Source organism: Pseudomonas xantholysinigenes (genome assembly GCF_014268885.2).
GTDB classification, from domain to species: Bacteria; Pseudomonadota; Gammaproteobacteria; order Pseudomonadales; family Pseudomonadaceae; genus Aquipseudomonas; species Aquipseudomonas xantholysinigenes.
Genome location: NZ_CP077095.1, coordinates 4,420,332 through 4,441,529 on the forward strand (window position 1 = coordinate 4,420,332; position 21,198 = coordinate 4,441,529).

Consider the following 21,198-nt stretch of genomic DNA (forward strand, 5'->3'; position numbering starts at 1 on the left):
CCCGCTCCCACAAGGATTTCGCCAGCCTCGGCGTTGGCTATTGGGCGGCTTTGACTGCGGCGTAGAGTTTCTTCGCCGCATCCGCCGGATCAGCCTTCGGGTCGTTGATGTAGTTAGTCACCACATCGAAGAACGCGCCCTGCACCGCCAGCGTGGTGGCCATGTTGTGCGCCATGCTCGGTTGCAGGCCGCCAGTCTTGGCGTCGGCCAGGAAGTCCTTGGCCGCAGTCTGGGCGCAGCTGTCGAAGCCGTACTTGCCCATGTCGGCGAGCATGTCGTTGCGTACCGGGATCGAGCCCTTGTTGATGCTGAAGACCTTCTGGAAATCCTCGCCCAGCACCTTGCGTGCGATATCCTGCTGGCCCGCCGCGGTGCCCTTGTCCTTCTGCTTGAACACCACCAGCGAGTCGATGTTGTAGAGGAAGGCCTGGTCGGTGCCGGGGAAGGCTACACATTGGTAGTCCTTGCCGGCAGTCTTCCTGGCCAGGGTCCATTCGCTTTTGGCCCAGTCGCCCATGATCTGCATGCCGGCCTTGCCGTTGATCACCTTGGCCGCCTCCAGGTTCCAGTCCTGGCCCTTGCCGTCGGGGTCCATGTAGGTGGCGACTTTCTTCAGCTCGGTGAGCGCCTTGACCATCTCAGGGCCGGTCAGGGCCTTTTCGTCCAGCTCGACCAGCGCCTTCTTGTAGCCGTCGACGCCCATCACCGAGAGCACCACGCTCTCGAACACGGTGCTGTCCTGCCACGGCTGGCCACCGTGGGCGAGCGGGATGAAGCCAGCGGCCTTGAGCTTGTCACCGGCGGCATAGAATTCCGCGAGGGTGGTCGGCGCCTTGTCGATGCCGGCCTTCTTGAACACCTCGGGGTTGATCCACAGCCAGTTGATGCGGTGGATGTTCACCGGCACCGCCACGTAGTCACCGTCGTACTTCACGGTATCGGCCACTTTCTTGTCGAGCAGGCTGTCCCACTTTTCGTCCTTGGCCACATCCTTGAGCACATCGGGATCAAGCAGTCCGGTGGCGGCCCAGTCCTGGATATCCGGGCCCTTGATCTGCGCCACCCCCGGTGGGTTGCCGGCCACTGCGCGGCTCTTGAGCACGGTCATGGCGGTGGCGCCACCGCCACCGGCCACGGCGCCGTCCTTCCAGGTGAAGCCGTCCTTCTCGACCTGGGCCTTGAGCACATCGACCGCGGCTTTTTCGCCACCGGAGGTCCACCAATGGACGACCTCCACGCTGCCTTTGGAGTCGGCGGCCTGGGCGCTGAGGGAGAACAGGGAAGCGAGGGAAATCGCAGCGGCGAGACGAAGCGTCGGATACATGGGAATACCTTTCTTGTTGTTATGCGAGGCAAGACTGTCGCTTGCATGGCATGCAGTGTAGGGAGCGCGCGCCCGGCGCCAGGTAACGAACGGATGCGCGATTGTCATCGTCTGGTTACATAGCCAGGGCACTGGCCAGGCTCGGCGCCAACGGCAGGCGTGGCAGCAGAAGGGCCTGGTAGGCGTGATAGAGATCGGGCTTGCCGCCCCAGATCCGCGCGCTGGGCTGGTTAGTTGGGTCGAGCTCGTGGTGCCAGCTGCCCTGGGCACGATCGATGAAATGCTCGCCAATGAAATCCCAGAAGCAGCGATACCAGCCCTCGTAGCGCGCCTCGCCCGTGCGCTGGAGCAAGGCGGCGGCGCAAGCGCTGGCCTCGGCATGCACCCAGTGCAGCCGCTCGCGCACCACCGGGCGGTCGTGCCAGTCGAGGGTGTAGACCAGCCCCGGCGCGCCGTCGACCTGCCAGGCATGGCGGCAGGCACTGTCGAACAGCCCCCTGGCGGCGGGCAGCAAGGACTCCGGAGCAGGCTGTTGCGCCCGTTGCAGCGCCGCCTCCAGGTGCAGCACCAGGCGCGCCCACTCGAAGGCATGGCCCGGCGTGGTGCCGTAGGGGCGGAAGCCGTCGGCGGGGTTGTCTCGGTTGTAGTCGGGCAATGCCTGCCAATGCTCGTCAAAATGCTCGCTGACCCGGAAACCGTCGGCGGCGGCCTGGTTGAGGATCAAACGCTCGACCATCCGCAGGGCGCGGGCCAGCCAGCGGCTGTCGCCGGTCACATCGGCCAGGGCGAGAAACGCCTCGACGCCGTGCATGTTGCTGTTGGCGCCACGGTAGGCTTCGGCCTGTTGCCAGTCACGGGAGAACGACTCGCGCAAGCCCCCTTCCTGCTCGCACCAGAAGCGCTGTTCGATCACCCGGATCACCGCGTCCAGCAGCGCCTGGGCCTGGCCGACGCCCACTACCACCGCCGAGCTGGCGGCCAGGGCGACGAAGGCGTGCAGGTAGGCGGCCTTGCCACTGTCGCCGTGGCCTTCGGGCCGCGCGTACCAGCCGTCGTGTTCCTGATCGCGCAGCGGCCCTAGCAGGGCGCCGACGCCATGCTCGACCAGCTCGCGACACCCCGGAACGCCCTGGAGATGGGCCAGGGCAAAGCTGTGGGTCATGCGCGCGGTGTTCATGGTCTCGGCCAGGGCGCAGCGGGGCAGCCGACCTTCATCGTCGAGGTTGCCGAAGCCTTGGGGCAGACGGGATGCCCGGGCGAACGCCAGCAGGCGCAGGGCCTCGGCGTCGAGCCAGGCATGGTGTGTCGGGGAATCGAGCCAGTGGTGGGCCATGGGCTTGGTCTTCCTTGTTGTTGTCAGCCGATTCTAGTCAGCCGTCCTGGCTGGCATGTCACGAAGACTGGCTCGATTGTCACCATTTAGTGACATCAGTCCCGTGTAGGAGCGGCCTTGCCGAGGCGTCGGACCGGCCGGAAAGGGCTGCAAAGCAGCCCCGGCAATTTCAGCTCTGCGCCGAGATCCCTGGGGCCGCTCTGCGGCCCTTTCGCGGCGCAAGGCCGCTCCTACAGGGGATCGCGTCATTCGGCTGTACGGGGTAGGTACAAGGTCACCCGCAACCCACCCTCGCGCAGGTTCAACAGGCTCACCTCCCCCCCATGACTGTGGGCGATGTTGCGCGCGATCCCCAGCCCCAACCCATAACCCTGCTGCTGCCCGGCCAGTCGGAAGTGCGGCTCGAACACCTGCTCCAGACGCTGCTCCGGCACCCCCGGCCCCTGGTCGTCCACCTGCAGGACGAAGCTGTCGGCACTGTCGAGGATCCGCAAGTGCGCCCGCTCGCCGTACTTGATGGCATTGTCGATCAGGTTGCCGATGCAGCGGCGCAACGCCAGCGACTTGCCCGGATAAGGCGCCAAGGCGCGCCCCTCCAGGGTGATGCGGCCATCGCCCAGGTAAGGCTCGGCCAACATCTCCAGCACCTGGTTGAGGTCGATAGGCTCGATGTTCTCGTGGATGTCGGTGTCCTTCACGCACTGCAAGGCGCCCTTGACCAGCAGCTCCAGCTCGTCGAGGTCACGGCTGAACTTCGCTTGCAGCTGCTCGTCCTCGAGCAGTTCGACCCGCAGGCGCAGGCGTGTGATCGGCGTGCGCAGGTCGTGGGACACCGCGCTGAACAACTGCGCACGTTCGGTCAGGTAGCGGCTGATGCGCTCGCGCATGCTGTTGAACGCCCGCCCGACCTCGACCACCTCGCTGCCGCCGCCCTCGGCCACCGGCGCCACATCGGCACCCAGCGACAACTCCCGCGCCGCCCGCGCCAGGCGCTTGAGCGGCCGGCTCTGCCAATGCACCAGCAGGCCGATGAACACCAGCAGCATTACCGTGGTCATGGCCATGAAGCCGATCTGCTGGCGCGGCAGGCGCTCGGCCTCGAGGCTGGTGTAGGGCTCGGGCAGCAACGAGGCGATGTACAGCCACTCGCCTTCGTCCAGGCGGATCTGGGTCACCAGCACCGGCGGATTGAGCGGCTCCAGGGTCAACGAGTAATGCGCCCAGGAGCGCGGCAGTTCGTCGAGCTTCAGGCCACTGTTGAAGATACGCAGGTCGTCCGGGCGGACGAATTCGACGGAAATGTCCATCTGTTGCCCAAGGCGTTCGTGCAGCACTTGCTGGAACACCTCGATCACCGCCTGCTTGCGCGGCGTGACCGGTAAAACCGGCATATCCAGGGGCTTGACGTTGAGCGAGACGAAAAAGCGCGTGCCACCCATGCTGCGCAATTGGTCAAGGACCATGGGCCGGTAGGCCACCGGTAGCGAGCGGAAGTAACTGACGCTGGCGCTCATCGAGTGGGCCAGGCTGCCGGCGCTGGCGCGCAGGCCTTGCAGCTGGCTGGCGCGCAGCTGGGCCACCCAGATCAGGCTGGACAGCCCCTGTGCCAGCAACACCACCAGCAGGGTCAGCAGCAGCATGCGCCCCAGCAGCGAGCGCGGCAGCAGGCGCCAGCGGCGCTCGCTAGGCCGGGCAGACATTGGCCGCCAGCAGGTAGCCGCTGCCACGCACGGTGCGTATCAGCCGAGGGGGCTTTTCGGTGTCGCGCAGGCGCTGGCGCAAACGGCTGACCGCCATGTCGACGATCCGGTCCAGCGGCATCGGTTCGCGGCCACGGGTGGCGTTGCCGATGGTGTCGCGGTCGAGAATCTGCTGCGGGTGGTCGAGGAACAGCTTGAGCAAGGCGAAATCGGCGCCGGAGAGAATCACCTCCTCGCCATCGCGGTGGAACAGGCGATGGCTGACCGTGTCCAGGCGCCAGTCGTCGAAGGCCAGCACCGCGCTGGCCGGCACTGCCTGGCCGAAATCGGCGCGGCGCAGCAGCGCCTTGATGCGTGCCTGCAATTCGCGCGGGCTGAAGGGTTTGCCCAGATAGTCGTCGGCGCCCAGTTCCAGGCCAATGACCCGATCGGCCTCATCGGAGCTGGCGGTGAGCATAATGATCGGCACCCGCGCCTGGCGTGGGTGCTCGCGCACCCAGCGGCACAGGCTGAAACCGTCCTCGTCGGGCAGCATCACGTCGAGGATCACCAGGTCGTAGGGGCTGGCGTCCAGGGCGCGGCGAAAGCCCTGGCCATCGGGTTCGGCATGGACCTGCAGGCCGCAGCGGGCCAGGTAGCTCTGCAGTAATTCGCGGATGTCCTGATCGTCATCGACCATCAGAATCGATTTGCCGGCAGTGCTCACAATGGTCAGTCCTCTTGTAAACGCAGGTCTTCATGCCTGCTGTACGGGCTGCTGTGGGAGCCGGTTTACCTGCTCCCGCAGGGCTCAGTGTTGCATTGACTGCTGCAGTGCCACCCCGGCGCCCAGCAACCCGGAAAACTCCGCCGTCACCAGCCATACCGGCACCCCGGCGAAATAGCCGCTCATGCAGCCCTTGTCGGCGAAACTCGCGGCGAACCCACTGCGCAGGAACAGCTCGGCAAAACGCGGGATCACCCCGCCGACGATGTACACCCCGCCTCGAGCGCCCAGGGTGAGCACATTGTTGCCCGCCACCCGCCCAAGAAACCGGCAGAACTGCTCGATCACCGCCAACGCCCGAGGCTCGCCGGCCAGGGCCGCGTCAGTGAGCTGCGCCGGGCTCTTGTGCGTCGGCGTGGCGCCATCGAGCGTGCAGATAGCCTGGTACAAGCGCACCAGCCCGCCACCACTGAGCACGGTCTCGGCGCTGACATGGCCGATCTGCCGATGGATCTCCTGGTGGATCGCCGCCTCGCGGGCATTGCCCACCGGCAGGTCGACATGCCCGCCCTCCCCCGGCAGCGCCAGCCACTGCTCGCCCAGGCGCAGCAGGCTGCCCACGCCCAGGCCGGTGCCGGGGCCGATCACCAGCGCCGGGCGCGACGAGTCGGCCTTACCGGCGCAGACCTCGCGGCACTCAGCGTCACGCAGGCGGGTCATGCCCAGGGCCATGGCGGAGAAATCGTTGATCAGCAACAGCCGCTCGACCTGCAGCGCCTGGCAGAAGGCGCTGCGGCTGAGCCGCCAGTGGTTGTTGGTAAAGCGGAACTCATCGCCATCCACCGGCCCGGCCACCGCCAGGCATACCGCCGCCAGGCCGCCACGGGCGATGCCCTGATCGGCCAGGTAGGCCTCGATGGCCTGCTCGGGGCTGGTGAAGTCGGCGGTGGCCAACACTTGCACCGCATGCAGATCATTGTCCCGCCACAAGGCGAAACGTGCGTTGGTACCCCCGATATCACCAACCAGCAGGGCATTCATTCAAGGTGCTCCAGAGCCGAGGTAAAGGCGCTCGCGCCCTTTTCGGCGGAACTGAACGCCACGCGCATGAAGCCGAACAGCTCGCGCCCGCATCCCAGGTCGTTACCCTTGGGTGGCTCGGGCAGCTCACGGCTGGCCAGTTCCTCGGCCGAAACCATGATCCGCAGCGTGCCTTCGGCACCATCGACACGCACGATATCACCATCGCGCACCCGCGCCAGCGGGCCGCCGTCGAAGGCTTCCGGGCACACGTGGATGGCCGCCGGGATCTTGCCCGAGGCGCCAGACATGCGCCCGTCGGTAACCAGCGCCACCTTGAAGCCACGGTCCTGCAGCACGCCGAGGAACGGTGTGAGCTTGTGCAACTCAGGCATGCCATTGCAACGCGGGCCCTGGAAACGCACCACGGCGACGAAGTCGCGCTCAAGCTCGCCGGCCTTGAATGCATCGGCCAGGGCCTGCTGGTCATGGAACACCCGGGCCGGCGCCTCGACCACCCGATGCTCGGGCGCCACGGCAGAAACTTTCATCACCCCGCGCCCGAGGTTGCCATCCATCACCCGCAGGCCACCCTCGGCGGAGAATGGCCGCGCCACCGGGCGCAGGATGCTTTCGTCGAGGCTGTCCTTAGGCCCTTCGCGCCAGACCAGTTGGCCATCCTCGAGGAACGGCTCCTGGGTGTAGTGGCGCAGGCCATGCCCGGCCACGGTGTTGACGTCCTCGTGCAGCAACCCGGCGTCGAGCAGTTCGCGAATGAGGAAGGCCATGCCGCCGGAGGCCTGGAAGTGGTTGATGTCGGCCTTGCCGTTCGGATAGACGTGGGACAGCGTCGGCACCACCTCGGACAGGTCGGCCATGTCTTGCCAGGTCAGCTGGATGCCGGCGGCCTGGGCGATGGCTGGAATGTGCAGGGTGTGGTTGGTCGAGCCGCCAGTGGCGTGCAGGGCAACGATCGAGTTGACCAGCGCCTTCTCATCGACGATCTCGCCGATGGGCATGAAGTTGCCGCTGGCCTTGGTCATGCGCGTGACCTGACGCGCGGCCTCGGCGGTGAGGGCGTCGCGCAGCGGCGTGTAGGGATTGACGAACGAAGCGCCCGGCAGGTGCAGGCCCATCACTTCCATCACCAGCTGGTTGGTGTTGGCGGTACCGTAGAAGGTACAGGTGCCCGGGCCGTGGTAGCTCTTCATTTCCGATTCGAGCAGTTCCTCGCGGCTCGCCTTGCCCTCGGCGTAGCGCTGGCGCACATCGGCCTTCTCCTTGTTGGAGATGCCCGACACCATCGGCCCGCCCGGCACGAAAACGGTGGGCAGGTGGCCGAAACGCAGCGCGCCCATCATCAGCCCAGGCACGATCTTGTCGCAGATGCCCAGCATCAGGGCAGCGTCGAACATGTTGTGCGACAGGGCGATGGCGGTAGACATGGCGATCACTTCGCGGCTGGCGATGGCCAGTTCCATGCCCGGCTCGCCCTGGGTCACGCCGTCGCACATGGCTGGCACGCCACCGGCGAACTGGCCGACCGAGCCGATCTCGCGCAGCGCCTGTTTGATTTGTTCGGGGAAGTGCTGGTACGGCTGGTGGGCCGAGAGCATGTCGTTGTAGGCCGAGACGATGGCCACGTTGGCGGCGTTCATCAACCGCAGGGTCTGCTTGTCGTCCCCGCCGCAACCCGCCACGCCATGGGCGAAGTTGGCGCACTGCAGGTGGGCGCGCATGGGTCCGTCACTGGCCGCGCCGCGGATCAGCTCAAGGTAGCGTTCACGGGTACGGCGGCTGCGGGCGATGAGCCGTTCGGTGACCTCAAGGATGCGCGGGTGCATGTACTGGACTCCAGGCTAACGGTAAGGGTGGTTTTACCAGGGACTGTCCCTCCAAACGATTGCGACCTAGGCTCTGGATAGAGGCTTCTGGTCCGTTTGCGACGGTGTAATCCGACCACTCGTTGTATGTTTAAACAAAATACTGCCAGCAAAAAGGCTTGTTTTCTATCTCTCGGTGAATAATCTTGTTATTCCAACAACAAAACCGTTTCAGTGAAGCTGTCCTTTGTGCCACAGCCTTCACCCGACTGCCAGAGGTAACGTCATGACCCTACGCATCGCCATCAACGGATTCGGCCGCATCGGACGCAACGTTCTGCGCGCACTCTACACCCACGGCTACCGCCAGGACCTGCAGGTCGTCGCCATCAACGACCTGGGCGACAGCGCGATGAACGCCCACCTGCTCAAGTTCGACAGCGTCCACGGCATCTTCGACGCCAGTGTCGAGGCCGACCACGAAAGCCTCACCGTCAACGGCGACCGCATCGCCGTCAGCGCCATCCGCAATCCCGCCGAACTGCCATGGAAAGCCCTGGGCATCGATGTGGTGTTCGAGTGCACCGGGCTGTTCACCGAACGCGCCAAGGCGGCCGCGCACCTGGCCGCTGGCGCCGGCAAGGTGATCGTCAGCGCCCCGGCCAAGGGCGCCGACGCCACCGTGGTCTACGGCGTCAACCACGACGTGCTGCGGGCCTCGCACCAGGTCATTTCCAACGCCTCGTGCACCACCAACTGCCTGGCGCCGATCGCCCAGGTGCTGCACCGCGAGTTCGGTATCGAGCAGGGCCTGATGACCACCATCCATGCCTACACCAACGACCAGGTGCTCACCGACGTCTACCACAGCGACCCCTACCGCGCGCGTTCGGCCACCCAGTCGATGATCCCGAGCAAGACCGGCGCCGCCGAGGCGGTGGGCCTGGTGCTGCCAGAGCTGGCCGGCAAGCTCACCGGCATGGCGGTGCGGGTGCCGGTGATCAATGTGTCGTTGGTCGACCTCACCGTGAACCTGCAGCGCGAAACCACGGTCGATGAGGTCAACCAGCTGTTCCTCGAAGCCAGCCGGCATTCGCGGGTGCTGGGCTACAACGCCCTGCCGCTGGTGTCGTGCGACTTCAACCACAACCCGCTGTCGTCGATCTTCGACGCCAACCATACCCGCGCCAACGGGCGCATGCTCAAGGTCTTGGCCTGGTACGACAACGAGTGGGGCTTCTCCAACCGCATGCTGGACAACTGCCTGGCGTTGTTCAACGCCAGGTGAATACTTGCGCGGCCCCTGTGGGAGCGGCCGGTCCGACGCCTCGGCAAGGCCGCTCCTACACGGATCGCGTTGACCGCAATATTTACCTGTTCGTGACATTTCCGCGCTTGACCTTCAGCATGGATGATAAGCATTATCATTCACCCGAAAAGCGCCCCAGGTTTCCCCGTGAGTCAGTCCCGGTTCAACTCGATTTTCCTCGTCCAGCGCCTCAGCCTGCTGCGTACCCTGCAACGCATGGTAGGCAATCCGAGCACGGCCGAGGACCTGCTGCAGGAAACCTACCTGCGGGTGACCCGCGCCCTGGGTGAACGCCCCATCGAGCACCTTGAGCCGTTCGTCTTCCAGACCGCGCGCAACCTCGCCCTGGACCACCTGCGCGCGCGCCGTGTGCAGGCCCGCACCCTGGTCGACGACGTGCCCGAACAGGTGCTGCACAACGTCGCAGCCCCGGCGGGCAGCAGCGAAGATGCCGCCCACGCCGAACAACTGCTCAAGCACCTGAGCGTGAGCCTGGGCCAACTCAGCGAGCGCCAGCAACGCATCTTCATCCTCAGCCGCCTGCACGGCGCCAGCTACCTGGAGATCGCCGAACAATTGCAGGTCTCCGCCAGCACGGTGCAGAAGGAGCTGAAACTGATCATGGCCATCTGCATGGGCGTGGCCGATCGTCACCAGTGACGCGACCGCTCGCCGCTGGCATGCGCAAAGCCCTTGCCATGCGCCGGGCCTGCACCGATCATGCGCAAAAAACGCACCCCGCAAGGATCCCCCGTGACTCAGCCGTCCCCGCCTCGCCCGACAGCCGCCGCGCCTGACGCCCGCGCCCGTGCCCGCGAAGAAGCGCTGGACTGGTTGATCCGCCTGCAATGCGCCGACGCGCACGACACCCAAGCCTTCGAACACTGGCTCGGCGCCAATGCCGAAAACGCCGAGGCCTATGTCGAGGCCGAGGCATTGTGGAACGGCGCACCGCTGCGCCAGGCCGCCGGCCAGTTGCACCAGCGGCGCAGACACTCGCTGGGCGGGCGCCTGCGCCGCCACTGGAAACCACTGGCCAGCGCCGCGGTGCTGCTGGTCGGGCTGTTCACCTTCGGCAACCTGCCGGTGCGCTTGCAGGCCGACCACCTGACCGTGGTCGGCGAGCGCCAGCGCCTGCAGTTGGAGGACGGCGCCAAGGTGCTGCTCAACACCAATTCGGCCTTTGCCAGCGATGTGCGCGAAGGCCGCCAGGTCGCCCGTCTGCTGCAAGGCGAGGCGTATTTCCAGGTGCCAGCCAGCAGCCAGTCGGTACTGGAGGTACAAGCCGGGCCGTTGCGCGCCAGCGTGCACGATACCGACTTCGCCGTGCGTTACCTCGACGGCGAGGCCCAGGTCCGCGTGCAACGCGGCGATGTCGACCTGCAAGGCGCGCGCGACCAGCGCATCCGCCTCAGTGCCGGTGACAGCATCAGCGTCGGCCCCCAGGGCTTCGGTCAGCGCCAGCGCCCCGACCTGCGCCACGACCTGGCCTGGATCGAAGGCCGCCTGGTGTTCGAGAACTGCCCGCTGAGCCAGGTGCTCGCCGAGGTCCGCCGCTATTACCCGGGCTGGATCATCAGCCGCAACGCGCAACTGGAGCAGGTCGCGGTCACCGGCAACTACCGCCTCGACCAGCCGCTGGAAACCCTGCGCGCCCTCGCCCACATCACCTCGGCGCAACTGCACGAGTACCCGGCGCTGGTCATTCTCAACTGACGGCAAAGTTTTTTTACGCGATCACCCTGCCTAGCCCGTCTCGTTATAGCCAATACGATTGATTCTCGTTCGAAAACGAGAACAGCCACTTGCCTATGACACTTCGCGCGACAGGGAGCGCTCTCGATGCCCACAGGTCAAACCCGCCCGTCCTCTTCTTCCCGCCGCCGCGGGCAATTGTCCCTGTTGACCCTGGCGCTGCTCGCCAGCGGCGCCTGCAGCCTGCCGGCCCTGGCCGCGGAACCGGCCCAGGCCAGCAGCCCACGCATGGGTGACTATCGCTTTGCCATTGGCCAGCAGCCGCTGGTCGAAGCAATCAACGCCTTCAGCAAGGTCACCGGCTGGCAGGTCGGCTTCAGCGCCGAGCTCGCCGACGGCGTGGCCTCGCCCGGTGTGCAGGGCGCGCTTGCACCGGAAGCGGCGCTGCAGCGCCTGCTGCGCGGCACCGGCCTGGGCTATCGCAAGATCGGCAACGGCAATGTGGTGCTCGAGCGCCAGTCCGCCGGCAATGCCATCGCCCTGCAACAGATGACCGTCAGCGCCACCCGCAGCGCCCAGGACGTCAGCCAGGTGCCGAGCACCGTCAGCGTGCAGACCCGTGAGCAACTGGACCACCAGAACGTCAACGACATCAAGCAGTTGGTGCGCTACGAACCGGGTGTTTCGGTGTCCGGCACCGGCCAGCGCAGCGGCCTGAACGGCTACAACATCCGCGGTATCGACGGCGACCGGGTACTGACCCAGGTGGACGGCGTGTCGGTCCCCGACAGTTTCTTCTACGGGCCTTACGCCCAGACCCAGCGCAACTACGTCGACCCCGAGATCGTCAAGCGCGTGGAGATCCTGCGTGGCCCGGCCTCGGTGCTGTACGGCAGCAACGCCATCGGCGGCGCGGTCAGCTACTTCACCCTCGACCCCGAGGACATCATCAAACCCGGCAAGGACGTCGGCGCGCGCCTGAAGACCGGCTACAGCTCGGCCGATGAAAGCTGGCTGACCTCCGCCACCATCGCCGGACGCCACGGCGATTTCGATGGCCTGCTGCACCTGAGCCAACGCAACGGTCATGAAACCGACGCGTACGGCGAGCATGGCGGCACCGGCCTGTCCCGCAGCGAGGCCAACCCCGAAGACGTACGTACCACCAACGTGCTGGCCAAGCTGGGTTGGAACTACGCCGACGACGCACGCCTGGGGCTGACCTACGAGCGCTACAAGGACGACCGCGACCAGAACGTCCTGAGCGCCGTTGGCGGCCCCTTCATTCCTGGCATTCCGGCGATGAACTCCTACCGCGGGCGCCAAGGCAACGATACCGTCACCCGCGAGCGGTTCGGCATCAATCATGAGTTCGGCCTCGACAGCCTGCTGGCTGACACCGTGAAATGGAGCCTGAACTACCAGATCGCCAAGACCGACCAGACCACCGACGAGCTCTATTTCGCCCGAGGCCGTCAGGTCGCCCGCGACCGCCAGACCACCTACAAGGACCGCCAGTGGGTGTTCGATGCGCAACTGGACAAGGCCTTCAGCATTGCGGCCACCGACCACCTGCTGACCTACGGCACCACACTCAAGCGCGAGAAGATCACCGGCTCGCGCAGTGGCACCGGCACCTGCCTCAACATCGGCGGAAGCTGCCGCGCGATCGGCCAGATCAGCACCGATGACACCCAGGCGCGTGTCAGCGATTTCCCGGATCCGACCGTCGACACCTACAGCCTGTTCGCCCAGGACGAAATCCGTTGGAACCAGTGGACCTTCCTGCCCGGCCTTCGCTACGACTACACCCGGCTCGACCCACGCATGACCGACGAGTACCTGCTGGGTCTGCAAAATGGCGGCACCGCCCCGGCACGCCGGGTAGACGACGCAGAAAAGAAATGGCACCGCCTTTCGCCCAAGCTGGGCGTCACCTACGCCTTCAATGACCACTACACCTGGTACGGCCAATACGCCGAGGGCTTCCGTACACCGACCGCCAAGGCGCTGTACGGCCGCTTCGAAAACCTTGCCGGTGGCTACGTGGTCGAGCCCAACTCGAGCCTGGAGCCGGAAAAGAGCAAGAGCTACGAGACCGGGCTGCGCGGCAACTTCGACGCCGGCAGCTTCGATGTGGCGGTGTTCTACAACAAGTACCGGGACTTCATCAACGAAGACGCCGTACAGTCCAGCAACCTGGGTTCGACGTTCCAGGCCAACAACATCAAGCATGCAACCATCAAGGGCGCGGAAATCAAGGGACGCTTGAACCTCGATCGCTTCGGCGCGCCTGAAGGCCTGTACTCGATCGCCTCGGTGGCCTATGCCTATGGCCGCAACAATGACACCGGCCAGCCACTCAACAGCGTCAACCCGCTGACAGGCGTGTTCGGCCTTGGCTACGAGCAGGTGGACTACGGCACCCAGCTCAGCTGGACCGTGGTCAAACGCAAGAACCGCGTGGACGACACCCAGTTCTTCGCCCCCGATGGCTCCAGCTCCGAGTTCCGTACTCCAGGCTATGGCGTGCTCGACCTGACCGGGTTCTACCGGATCACCGACGACCTGACCATCAACGGCGGCCTGTACAACCTGACCGACAAGAAATACTGGCAGTGGGACGATGTGCGCAAATACGCCAGCGTCGGCAACAACACCGGCATCAGTGAAGCGGCCGTTACCCAGCCGGCCAACCTCGACCGCCTGACCGCCCCGGGCCGTAACTTCGCCATCAACCTGGTGTGGGACATCTGATCGGCTGAGGCCGCCATCGCGGGCTTGCCCCGCGATGCGCTGCCCCCGTGAGAATGATTTCACTTCGCAGGTGAGGTTTTTTTACTGTTCCGCGTCTTCTCTTTCGTCTTGTCACTAGACAGCCCCATTTTCCAAGGATGCCCCCATGACCGCCCCTTCCTCCGAACGCGCCGCCCTGCGCTCCCAACGCCTGAACCAGGTCACCCACGCCCCGCACACCGAGCTGGACGCCCTGGTCAAGTCGCACAAGCCGTTCGACAGCCGCGAAAGCTTCGCCCGCTTCGTCGTCGCCCAGTACCTGTTCCAGTCCGAGCTGCAGGCGCTGTACACCGACCCGAATCTGATCGCCATCGTGCCTGACCTGGCCGAACGCTGCCGCGCCGAACAGGCCCGCCTGGACCTGGCCGATCTGGACACCGAAGTCCCTGCGCCGTTCGGCGGAGCCCTGGGCAACCCGAGCCTGGGTGAAGCCCTGGGCTGGATCTTCGTCTCCGAAGGCTCCAAACTGGGCGCCGCGTTCCTGATCAAGCGTGCCGTGGCCCTGGAACTGTCCGAGACCTTCGGTGCCCGCCACCTGGGCGAGCCGGCCGGTGGCCGTGCCGAGGGCTGGAAACAGTTCACCCGTATTCTCGACAGCCTGGAACTGTCGCCCGAGGAAGACGCCGCTGCCGAACGTGGCGCGGTTGCCGCCTTCGAGCGCTTCACCGAGCTGCTCAAGCATGCCTACGCCGCCGACGCGGCACTGGCCTGACACGCTTTACCCGGCCGCCTGCGGGCGGCCGCACCGTTGCAGTGAGACCATGACCCGAATCGCCCGCTCCAAAGTATCCCGCCTGCTGTATGCGATCCTGGCCTATGTCAGCCTGGGGATAGGTCTGGTCGCCATCGTCATCCCCGGCTTGCCGACCACCGAGTTCATCCTCCTCGCCGCCTGGGCCGCCACCCGCAGTTCGCCGCGCCTGTCCGCCTGGCTGGAGAACCACCGACTGTTCGGGCCGATCCTGTACAACTGGCGCAATGGCAAAGTGATCCAACGCCGCGCCAAGGTCAGCGCGACGATCAGCATGCTGCTGTGCGCCGGGTTGATGCTGACCTTCCTCGAACACCGCTGGCCGGTGTTCCTCGCCATCAGCGGCATGGCCCTGGGCAACCTGTGGATCTGGTCGCGCCCGGAACGGCCTGTGCCGACGGCGTCCATCGAGCTGCAGCGCTGAGGGGTTTGCACCGCGCCGGCGAATAGACTGAAATGGGATCCACGAAGGAGGATCCTGCATGCCAACGTTGCTCGACACCATCGCCCAGGCCCTGGGCCTCGACTGCGCCCCGATACGCTGGCAGGGCATTGGCGCCCTGCCCTCGACCTTCGCCGTGACCGAACTGGCCGGTGCCAGCATTGCCGCCTGCGGCCTGGCCCTGGCGCACCTGCTGGAAAGCCAGCAGCACAGCTGCCCGTTGGTCAGCGTCGATCGGCGCCTGGCCTCGTTCTGGTTCGCCACCAGCCTGCGCCCCCATGGCTGGCAAACGCCGCCGCTGTGGGATGCCATCGCCGGCGACTACCGCACCCGCGACGGCTGGATTCGCCTGCATACCAATGCCCCGCACCATCGCGACGCCGCCTTGCAGGTGCTTGGCAGCCCTGCCGATCGGGCGAGCGTGGCCAGCAGGGTCGCTAACTGGGATGGCGAGACCCTCGAGGCTGCCGTGGTCAAGGCAGGCGGTTGCGCGGCGCAGATGCGCGCCTGGCTGGACTGGTGCCTGCACCCGCAGGGCCGCGCGGTCAACCATGAGCCGTTGATCCTGCGCGAGCGCTACCCAGGACAGCCCGGCCGCTGGCTCGGCAACGCCAGCAGGCCGCTTGCCGGGGTCAAGGTACTTGATCTCACCCGCATCCTCGCCGGCCCCATTGCCACACGCTTGCTGGCCAGCTTCGGCGCCGAGGTGCTGCGCATTGATCCACCGGGTTGGGACGAGCCGGCGGTGGCGCCGGAAGTGACACTGGGCAAGCGCTGCGCGCGTCTGGACCTGCGCACCAGGGAGGACCATCAGCGCTTCGAAGCCTTGCTGGCCGACGCCGATATCCTGGTGCACGGCTACCGCGCCGATGCCCTCGAACGCCTGGACCTGGGCACCGAGCGGCGCCGCCAGCTCAACCCCGGGCTGATCGATGTAAGCCTCAATGCCTACGGCTGGAGCGGCCCCTGGCAGCATCGGCGCGGCTTCGACAGCCTGGTGCAGATGAGCACCGGCATTGCCCGTGAAGGCATGCGCTGGCAGCAGGCCGAGCGGCCGGTGCCATTGCCGGTGCAGGCCCTGGACCATGCCACGGGTTACCTGATGGCGGCGGAGGCCATACGGGCGCTGGCCGCACGGCTGCGCAACGGCGAAGGTTGCGACAGCCGGTTGTCGCTGGCGCGTACCGCCAAGTTGCTGGTCGAGCATGGGACAGTGGAGGAAGACCTGCCGCTGGCAGCGGAATCGCTCGACGATCTTGCCCAGCCCATCGAGCACACGCCCTGGGGCGAGGCGCAGCGGCTCAAGGCACCGCTGAGGGTGGGCGAAACATTGATGGGCTGGGGCTCAGGGGCCGCGCAACTGGGCTCGGTGCCAGCACGGTGGCTGCCATGATCGCGGGCAAGCCCTTATCAGCCGCGCGCCAAGCCTGTCGAGGCGGGTCTACCCGCGAAGCAAGCAACACAGTGCCTGGCACCGGCTACGCCGGTGTTCGCGGCTAAAGCCGCTCCCACAGCGACCGCGCTGACCTCGGGGCATGCACCACACCAGTGGGAGCGGGCTTGCCCGCGAAGCAGGCGACGCGGTGCCTGGCACCGGCTACGCCGGTGTTCGCGGCTGAAGCCGCTCCCACAGCGACCGCGCCGGCTTCATGGCATGCACCACACCTGTGGGAGCGGGTTTACCCGCGAAGCATGCAACACGGTGCCTACAGGCTCAACAACCCCGAGTACAACGCATACGCCGCCAAGCCCGCCCCTACCAGCACCGCCGCGAAGATCAACTTCTCCCACGCGCTGAACAACGCCTGGCCCTGCTCACGCTTGGCCTGGGCGAACAGGATCGCCCCCGGCGCATAGAGCAAGGCTGACAGCAGCACATACTTCAGCCCGCCGGCATACAGCAGCCACACCGCATACAGCAGAGCGACCAGCGCCACCAGCAGGTCCTTGCGCCGCAGCCCCGCCTGCCCCTGGTAACCTTCGCCGCGCAACGTCAGCAACACCGCATAGGCCGCCGACCAGAAGTACGGCACCAGGATCATCGACGACGCCAGGTAGATCAGGCTGGTATAAGTCCCGGCCGAAAACAGGGTGATCAGCAGGAAGCCCTGGATCATCACATTGGTCAGCCACAAGGCATTGGCCGGCACATGGTTGGCGTTCTCCTGCGCCAGGAACCGCGGCATGGTCTTGTCACGCGCGGTGGCGAACAGGATCTCGGCACACAGCAGCGCCCACGACAACAAGGCCCCCAATAACGAAACCGCCAGGCCGATGCTGATCAGCAGCGCCCCCCATGGCCCGACGATATGCTCCAGCACCGAGGCCAGCGACGGGTTCTGCAAGCCGGCCAGCTCAGGTTGGGTCATCACCCCCAGAGACAACACGTTGACCAGCACCAGCAGCGCCAGCACCCCGATGAAACCGATCACCGTGGCCTTGCCCACATCCGAGCGGCGCAACGCGCGCCCCGAGTAGACGCTCGCGCCCTCGATGCCGATGAACACGAACACCGTCACCAGCATCATGTTGCGCACCTGCTCCAGCACACTGCCGAACTGCGGATTGCTCAGGCCCCAGATGTCGCGGGTGAAGATATCGGCGCGAAAGGCCAGCGCAGCAATGACGATGAAGATCAGCAACGGCACCACCTTGGCCACGGTGGTCACCTGGTTGATGAACGCCGCCTCCTTGATGCCGCGCAGTACCAGAAAATGCACCGCCCACAGCAGCAGCGAGGCGCAGCCAATGGCCACCGGGGTATTGCCCTGGCCGAACACCGGAAAGTAGAAACCCAAGGTGCTGAACAACAGCACGAAATAGCCGACGTTGCCCAGCCAGGCGCTGATCCAGTAGCCCCAGGCCGAGGAAAAGCCCATGTAGTCGCCAAACCCGGCCTTGGCGTAGGCATACACCCCCGAATCCAGTTCGGGCTTGCGGTTGGCCAAGGTCTGGAACACGAAGGCCAGTGCCAGCATGCCCACCGCGGTGATACCCCAGCCGATCAACACCGCCCCCACATCGGCCCGCGCCGCCATGTTCTGTGGCAGCGAGAAGATCCCCCCGCCAATCATCGATCCGACCACCAGTGCGATCAGCGCGCCAAGGCGCAACTTCTGTCCCGGTTCGCTCATGGGGCTCCTTGCGCGCGCGTGCGCGTGAACGTATTAACCAACAAAAATGTTACAAATTCTTTATTGAATCGAGCCATTAAACCTATAGCACTCATAACCGAAATGTCTATAGCCGGCGCCTGTTAATTATGACAGTTGCGAAGTGTCTCGCGGCTCGACTAAACCTGTCGCTGTTTACTGTGAAAAATTTGCGAAAACCCTAAAAGAGACTAACTTCACAGTTCGCAGGCGAAACGGAGCGTTTGCTCTAGAAGGACATGGAGGTGCCAGCGCACAAGGCCTGCGGACCAGAAGTCGGCATCCTCCAGGAGACGCTTGAGGGATTTTTCTTACCTTCAATGCGGGCATGAACTGATCTAAGTCAGCGAATGCTCCAGGCGTCAGATTTATTCTGAGGTCAACTTTCTCCTGGTACGGAGTCGTTAAATGTCTGATTCTTCCGGAAAACTAAAACTGGGTGCACTTGTTGCACTTGTCGTCGGTTCGATGATTGGCGGCGGGATCTTCTCGTTACCGCAAAACATGGCCGCCAGCGCAGGCGTCGGCGCCGTGCTGATCGGCTGGGCCATCACCGCGGTGGGCATGCTCACCCTGGCCTTCGTGTTCCAGACCTTGGCCAACCGCAAGCCTGACCTCGACGGCGGGGTGTACGCCTACGCCAAGGCCGGTTTCGGCGACTACATGGGCTTTTCCTCGGCCTGGGGCTACTGGATCAGTGCCTGGCTGGGTAACGTCGGTTACTTCGTGCTGCTGTTCAGCACCCTGGGGTACTTCTTCCCGGTATTCGGCGAAGGCAACACCCCGGCGGCGGTGATCGGTGCGTCGATCCTGCTGTGGGCGGTGCACTTCCTGGTGCTGCGCGGCATTAAAGAAGCGGCGTTCATCAACCTGGTCACCACCGTGGCCAAGGTCGTGCCGCTGGTGCTGTTCGCGCTGATCTGCCTGTTCGCCTTCAAGCTCGATGTGTTCACCGCCGACATCTGGGCCGTTGGCACGCCGGAACTGGGCAGCGTGATGAACCAGGTGCGCAACATGATGCTGGTCACCGTGTGGGTGTTCATCGGCATCGAGGGTGCGAGCATCTTTTCCTCCCGTGCGGAAAAACGCTCCGATGTGGGCAAGGCCACGGTCATCGGCTTCGTCACCGTGCTGCTGTTCCTGGTGCTGGTCAACGTGCTGTCGCTGGGGGTTATGACTCAACCGGAACTGGCCAAGCTGCAGAACCCGTCGATGGCCGCGGTGCTGGAACACGTGGTCGGCCACTGGGGCGCGGTGCTGATCAGCGTCGGCCTGATCATCTCGCTGCTCGGTGCCCTGCTGTCGTGGGTGCTGCTGTGCGCCGAGATCATGTTCGCCGCCGCCAAGGACCACACCATGCCGGAGTTCCTGCGCCGCGAGAACGCCAACCATGTGCCGGCCAATGCCCTGTGGCTGACCAACGCCATGGTGCAGATCTTCCTGGTCATCACCCTGTTCTCCAACAGCACCTACCTGTCGCTGATCTACCTCGCCACCTCGATGATCCTGGTGCCCTACCTGTGGTCGGCGGCCTATGCCTTCCTGCTGGCCTGGCGCAGCGAGACCTACGAACAGGCCCTGGCCGAACGCAAGAAAGACCTGATCATCGGCGGCATCGCCCTGCTCTATGCGATCTGGCTGCTGTACGCCGGCGGCGTCAAATACCTGCTGCTCTCGGCCCTGCTCTATGCCCCTGGCGCGATCCTGTTCGCCAAGGCCAAGCGCGAGGTCGGCCAACCGATCTTCACCAGCGTCGAGAAACTGATCTTCGCCGCCGTGGTCGCGGGCGCCCTGGTGGCGGCCTACGGCCTGTACGACGGCTTCCTGACTCTCTGAACCCCACGTCTTCGCTTTACAGGAGGATTCACCATGTCCACTGAGAAACAGAAATACGGCGTTCATTCCGAAGCCGGCAAGCTGCGCAAAGTGATGGTCTGCAGCCCGGGCCTGGCGCACAAACGCCTGACCCCGAGCAACTGCGACGAGCTGCTGTTCGATGACGTGATCTGGGTCGACCAGGCCAAGCGCGACCACTTCGACTTCGTCACCAAGATGCGCGAGCGCGGCGTCGACGTGCTGGAAATGCACAACCTGCTGACCGACATCGTCCAGCAGCCCGAGGCGCTGAAGTGGATTCTCGACCGCAAGATCACCTCCGACACCGTCGGCGTTGGCCTCACCAATGAAGTGCGCAGCTGGCTCGAAGGCCTGGAACCACGCCACCTGGCCGAGTTCCTGATTGGCGGCGTGGCCGGTCAGGACCTGCCGCAAAGCGAAGGCGCCGACGTGATCAAGATGTACAACGACTACCTTGGCCACTCCAGCTTCATCCTGCCACCGCTGCCCAACACCCAGTTCACCCGCGACACCACATGCTGGATCTACGGCGGTGTGACCCTGAACCCGATGTACTGGCCGGCGCGACGCCAGGAAACCCTACTGACCACCGCCATCTACAAGTTCCACAAGGAGTTCACCAACGCCGACTTCCAGGTCTGGTACGGCGACCCGGACAAGGACCACGGCAACGCCACCCTCGAAGGCGGCGACGTGATGCCGATCGGCAAGGGCGTGGTCCTGATCGGCATGGGCGAGCGCACCTCGCGCCAGGCCATCGGCCAGCTGGCGCAGAACCTGTTCGCCAAGGGCGCGGTGGAGAAAGTCATCGTCGCCGGCCTGCCTAAATCCCGTGCGGCGATGCACCTGGACACCGTGTTCAGCTTCTGCGACCGCGACCTGGTCACGGTCTTCCCGGAAGTGGTCAGGGAAATCGTGCCGTTCATCATCCGCCCGGACGAAAGCAAGCCGTATGGCATGGATGTGCGCCGCGAGAACAAATCGTTCATCGAAGTGGTCGGCGAACACCTGGGGGTCAAGCTGCGCGTGGTCGAGACCGGCGGCAACAGCTTCGCCGCCGAGCGCGAACAGTGGGATGACGGCAACAACGTGGTGGCCATCGAGCCCGGCGTGGTCATCGGCTACGACCGCAACACCTACACCAACACCCTGCTGCGCAAGGCCGGCATCGAAGTCATCACCATCAGCGCCGGCGAACTGGGCCGTGGCCGCGGCGGCGGCCACTGCATGACCTGCCCGATCGTGCGCGACCCTATCGATTACTAACGCCCATTGCACCCGGTCGCGTCC

At 65.2% G+C, this 21,198-nt stretch carries 16 protein-coding genes; 9 read left to right on the top strand and 7 right to left on the bottom strand.

The features are described from left to right. Window positions 1–37: 37 nt before the first annotated feature. The 6 genes from HU772_RS19775 to edd form a co-directional block, all read right to left on the bottom strand. Entirely contained in the window at window positions 38–1,324 is a 1,287-nt protein-coding gene (locus tag HU772_RS19775) for an ABC transporter substrate-binding protein (RefSeq protein ID WP_186658271.1), read from the bottom strand. Between the two features lie 115 nt (window positions 1,325–1,439). Then, a complete protein-coding gene (locus HU772_RS19780; protein WP_186658269.1) occupies window positions 1,440–2,657 on the bottom strand; it encodes a D-mannose isomerase in 1,218 nt (405 codons plus the stop codon). 245 nt (window positions 2,658–2,902) lie between these two features. Next, window positions 2,903–4,357, bottom strand: a complete 1,455-nt coding sequence (locus HU772_RS19785; protein ID WP_186658267.1) for an ATP-binding protein — start codon at window positions 4,355–4,357, stop codon at window positions 2,903–2,905. Then, window positions 4,341–5,063, bottom strand: a complete 723-nt coding sequence (locus tag HU772_RS19790; protein ID WP_186658265.1) for a response regulator — start codon at window positions 5,061–5,063, stop codon at window positions 4,341–4,343. Before HU772_RS19790 ends, HU772_RS19785 begins: the two co-directional genes overlap by 17 nt. Window positions 5,064–5,147: 84 nt before the next feature. Further along, entirely contained in the window at window positions 5,148–6,104 is a 957-nt protein-coding gene (locus HU772_RS19795; RefSeq protein ID WP_186658263.1) for a glucokinase, read from the bottom strand. After that, window positions 6,101–7,927, bottom strand: a complete 1,827-nt coding sequence (gene edd / locus HU772_RS19800) for a phosphogluconate dehydratase (RefSeq protein WP_186658261.1) — start codon at window positions 7,925–7,927, stop codon at window positions 6,101–6,103. The genes HU772_RS19795 and edd overlap by 4 nt, the downstream gene beginning before the upstream one ends. A 265-nt stretch (window positions 7,928–8,192) precedes the next feature. On the opposite strand from edd, the gene gap reads away from it, so the two are divergent. The 7 genes from gap (at window position 8,193) to HU772_RS19835 (ending at window position 16,292) form a co-directional block, all read left to right on the top strand. After that, window positions 8,193–9,194 carry a type I glyceraldehyde-3-phosphate dehydrogenase gene (gene gap / locus HU772_RS19805; RefSeq protein WP_186658259.1) on the top strand — a complete coding sequence of 334 codons (1,002 nt, stop codon included), beginning with the start codon at window positions 8,193–8,195 and terminating at the stop codon, window positions 9,192–9,194. Window positions 9,195–9,362: 168 nt separating this feature from the next. Beyond that, on the top strand, window positions 9,363–9,875 hold the full coding sequence (locus HU772_RS19810) for an RNA polymerase sigma factor (RefSeq protein ID WP_186658244.1): 513 nt from the start codon (window positions 9,363–9,365) through the stop codon (window positions 9,873–9,875). Between the two features lie 60 nt (window positions 9,876–9,935). Beyond that, the gene (locus HU772_RS19815) at window positions 9,936–10,931 is read left to right on the top strand and encodes a FecR family protein (protein WP_186658242.1); all 996 of its coding nucleotides are present in this window, start codon (window positions 9,936–9,938) and stop codon (window positions 10,929–10,931) included. 126 nt (window positions 10,932–11,057) lie between these two features. After that, on the top strand, window positions 11,058–13,667 hold the full coding sequence (locus HU772_RS19820; protein ID WP_186658240.1) for a TonB-dependent receptor: 2,610 nt from the start codon (window positions 11,058–11,060) through the stop codon (window positions 13,665–13,667). A 145-nt stretch (window positions 13,668–13,812) separates the two neighbouring features. Beyond that, window positions 13,813–14,418 carry a biliverdin-producing heme oxygenase gene (locus tag HU772_RS19825; protein WP_186658238.1) on the top strand — a complete coding sequence of 202 codons (606 nt, stop codon included), beginning with the start codon at window positions 13,813–13,815 and terminating at the stop codon, window positions 14,416–14,418. 49 nt (window positions 14,419–14,467) lie between these two features. Further along, entirely contained in the window at window positions 14,468–14,881 is a 414-nt protein-coding gene (locus HU772_RS19830; RefSeq protein WP_186658236.1) for a YbaN family protein, read from the top strand. A gap of 58 nt (window positions 14,882–14,939) precedes the next feature. Further along, on the top strand, window positions 14,940–16,292 hold the full coding sequence (locus tag HU772_RS19835) for a CoA transferase (protein WP_186658234.1): 1,353 nt from the start codon (window positions 14,940–14,942) through the stop codon (window positions 16,290–16,292). 313 nt (window positions 16,293–16,605) lie between these two features. Here HU772_RS19835 and arcD (HU772_RS19840) read toward each other — a convergent pair whose 3' ends face one another. Beyond that, window positions 16,606–18,033 carry an arginine-ornithine antiporter gene (gene arcD, locus HU772_RS19840; protein ID WP_186658232.1) on the bottom strand — a complete coding sequence of 476 codons (1,428 nt, stop codon included), beginning with the start codon at window positions 18,031–18,033 and terminating at the stop codon, window positions 16,606–16,608. A 426-nt stretch (window positions 18,034–18,459) separates the two neighbouring features. Between arcD (HU772_RS19840) and arcD (HU772_RS19845) the strand changes: the two genes are divergently transcribed. Together arcD (HU772_RS19845) and arcA are read left to right on the top strand one after the other, a co-directional pair. After that, a complete protein-coding gene (gene arcD, locus HU772_RS19845) occupies window positions 18,460–19,887 on the top strand; it encodes an arginine-ornithine antiporter (RefSeq protein WP_186658230.1) in 1,428 nt (475 codons plus the stop codon). Window positions 19,888–19,920: 33 nt separating this feature from the next. Then, on the top strand, window positions 19,921–21,174 hold the full coding sequence (gene arcA, locus HU772_RS19850; RefSeq protein WP_186658227.1) for an arginine deiminase: 1,254 nt from the start codon (window positions 19,921–19,923) through the stop codon (window positions 21,172–21,174). Window positions 21,175–21,198: the final 24 nt, after the last annotated feature.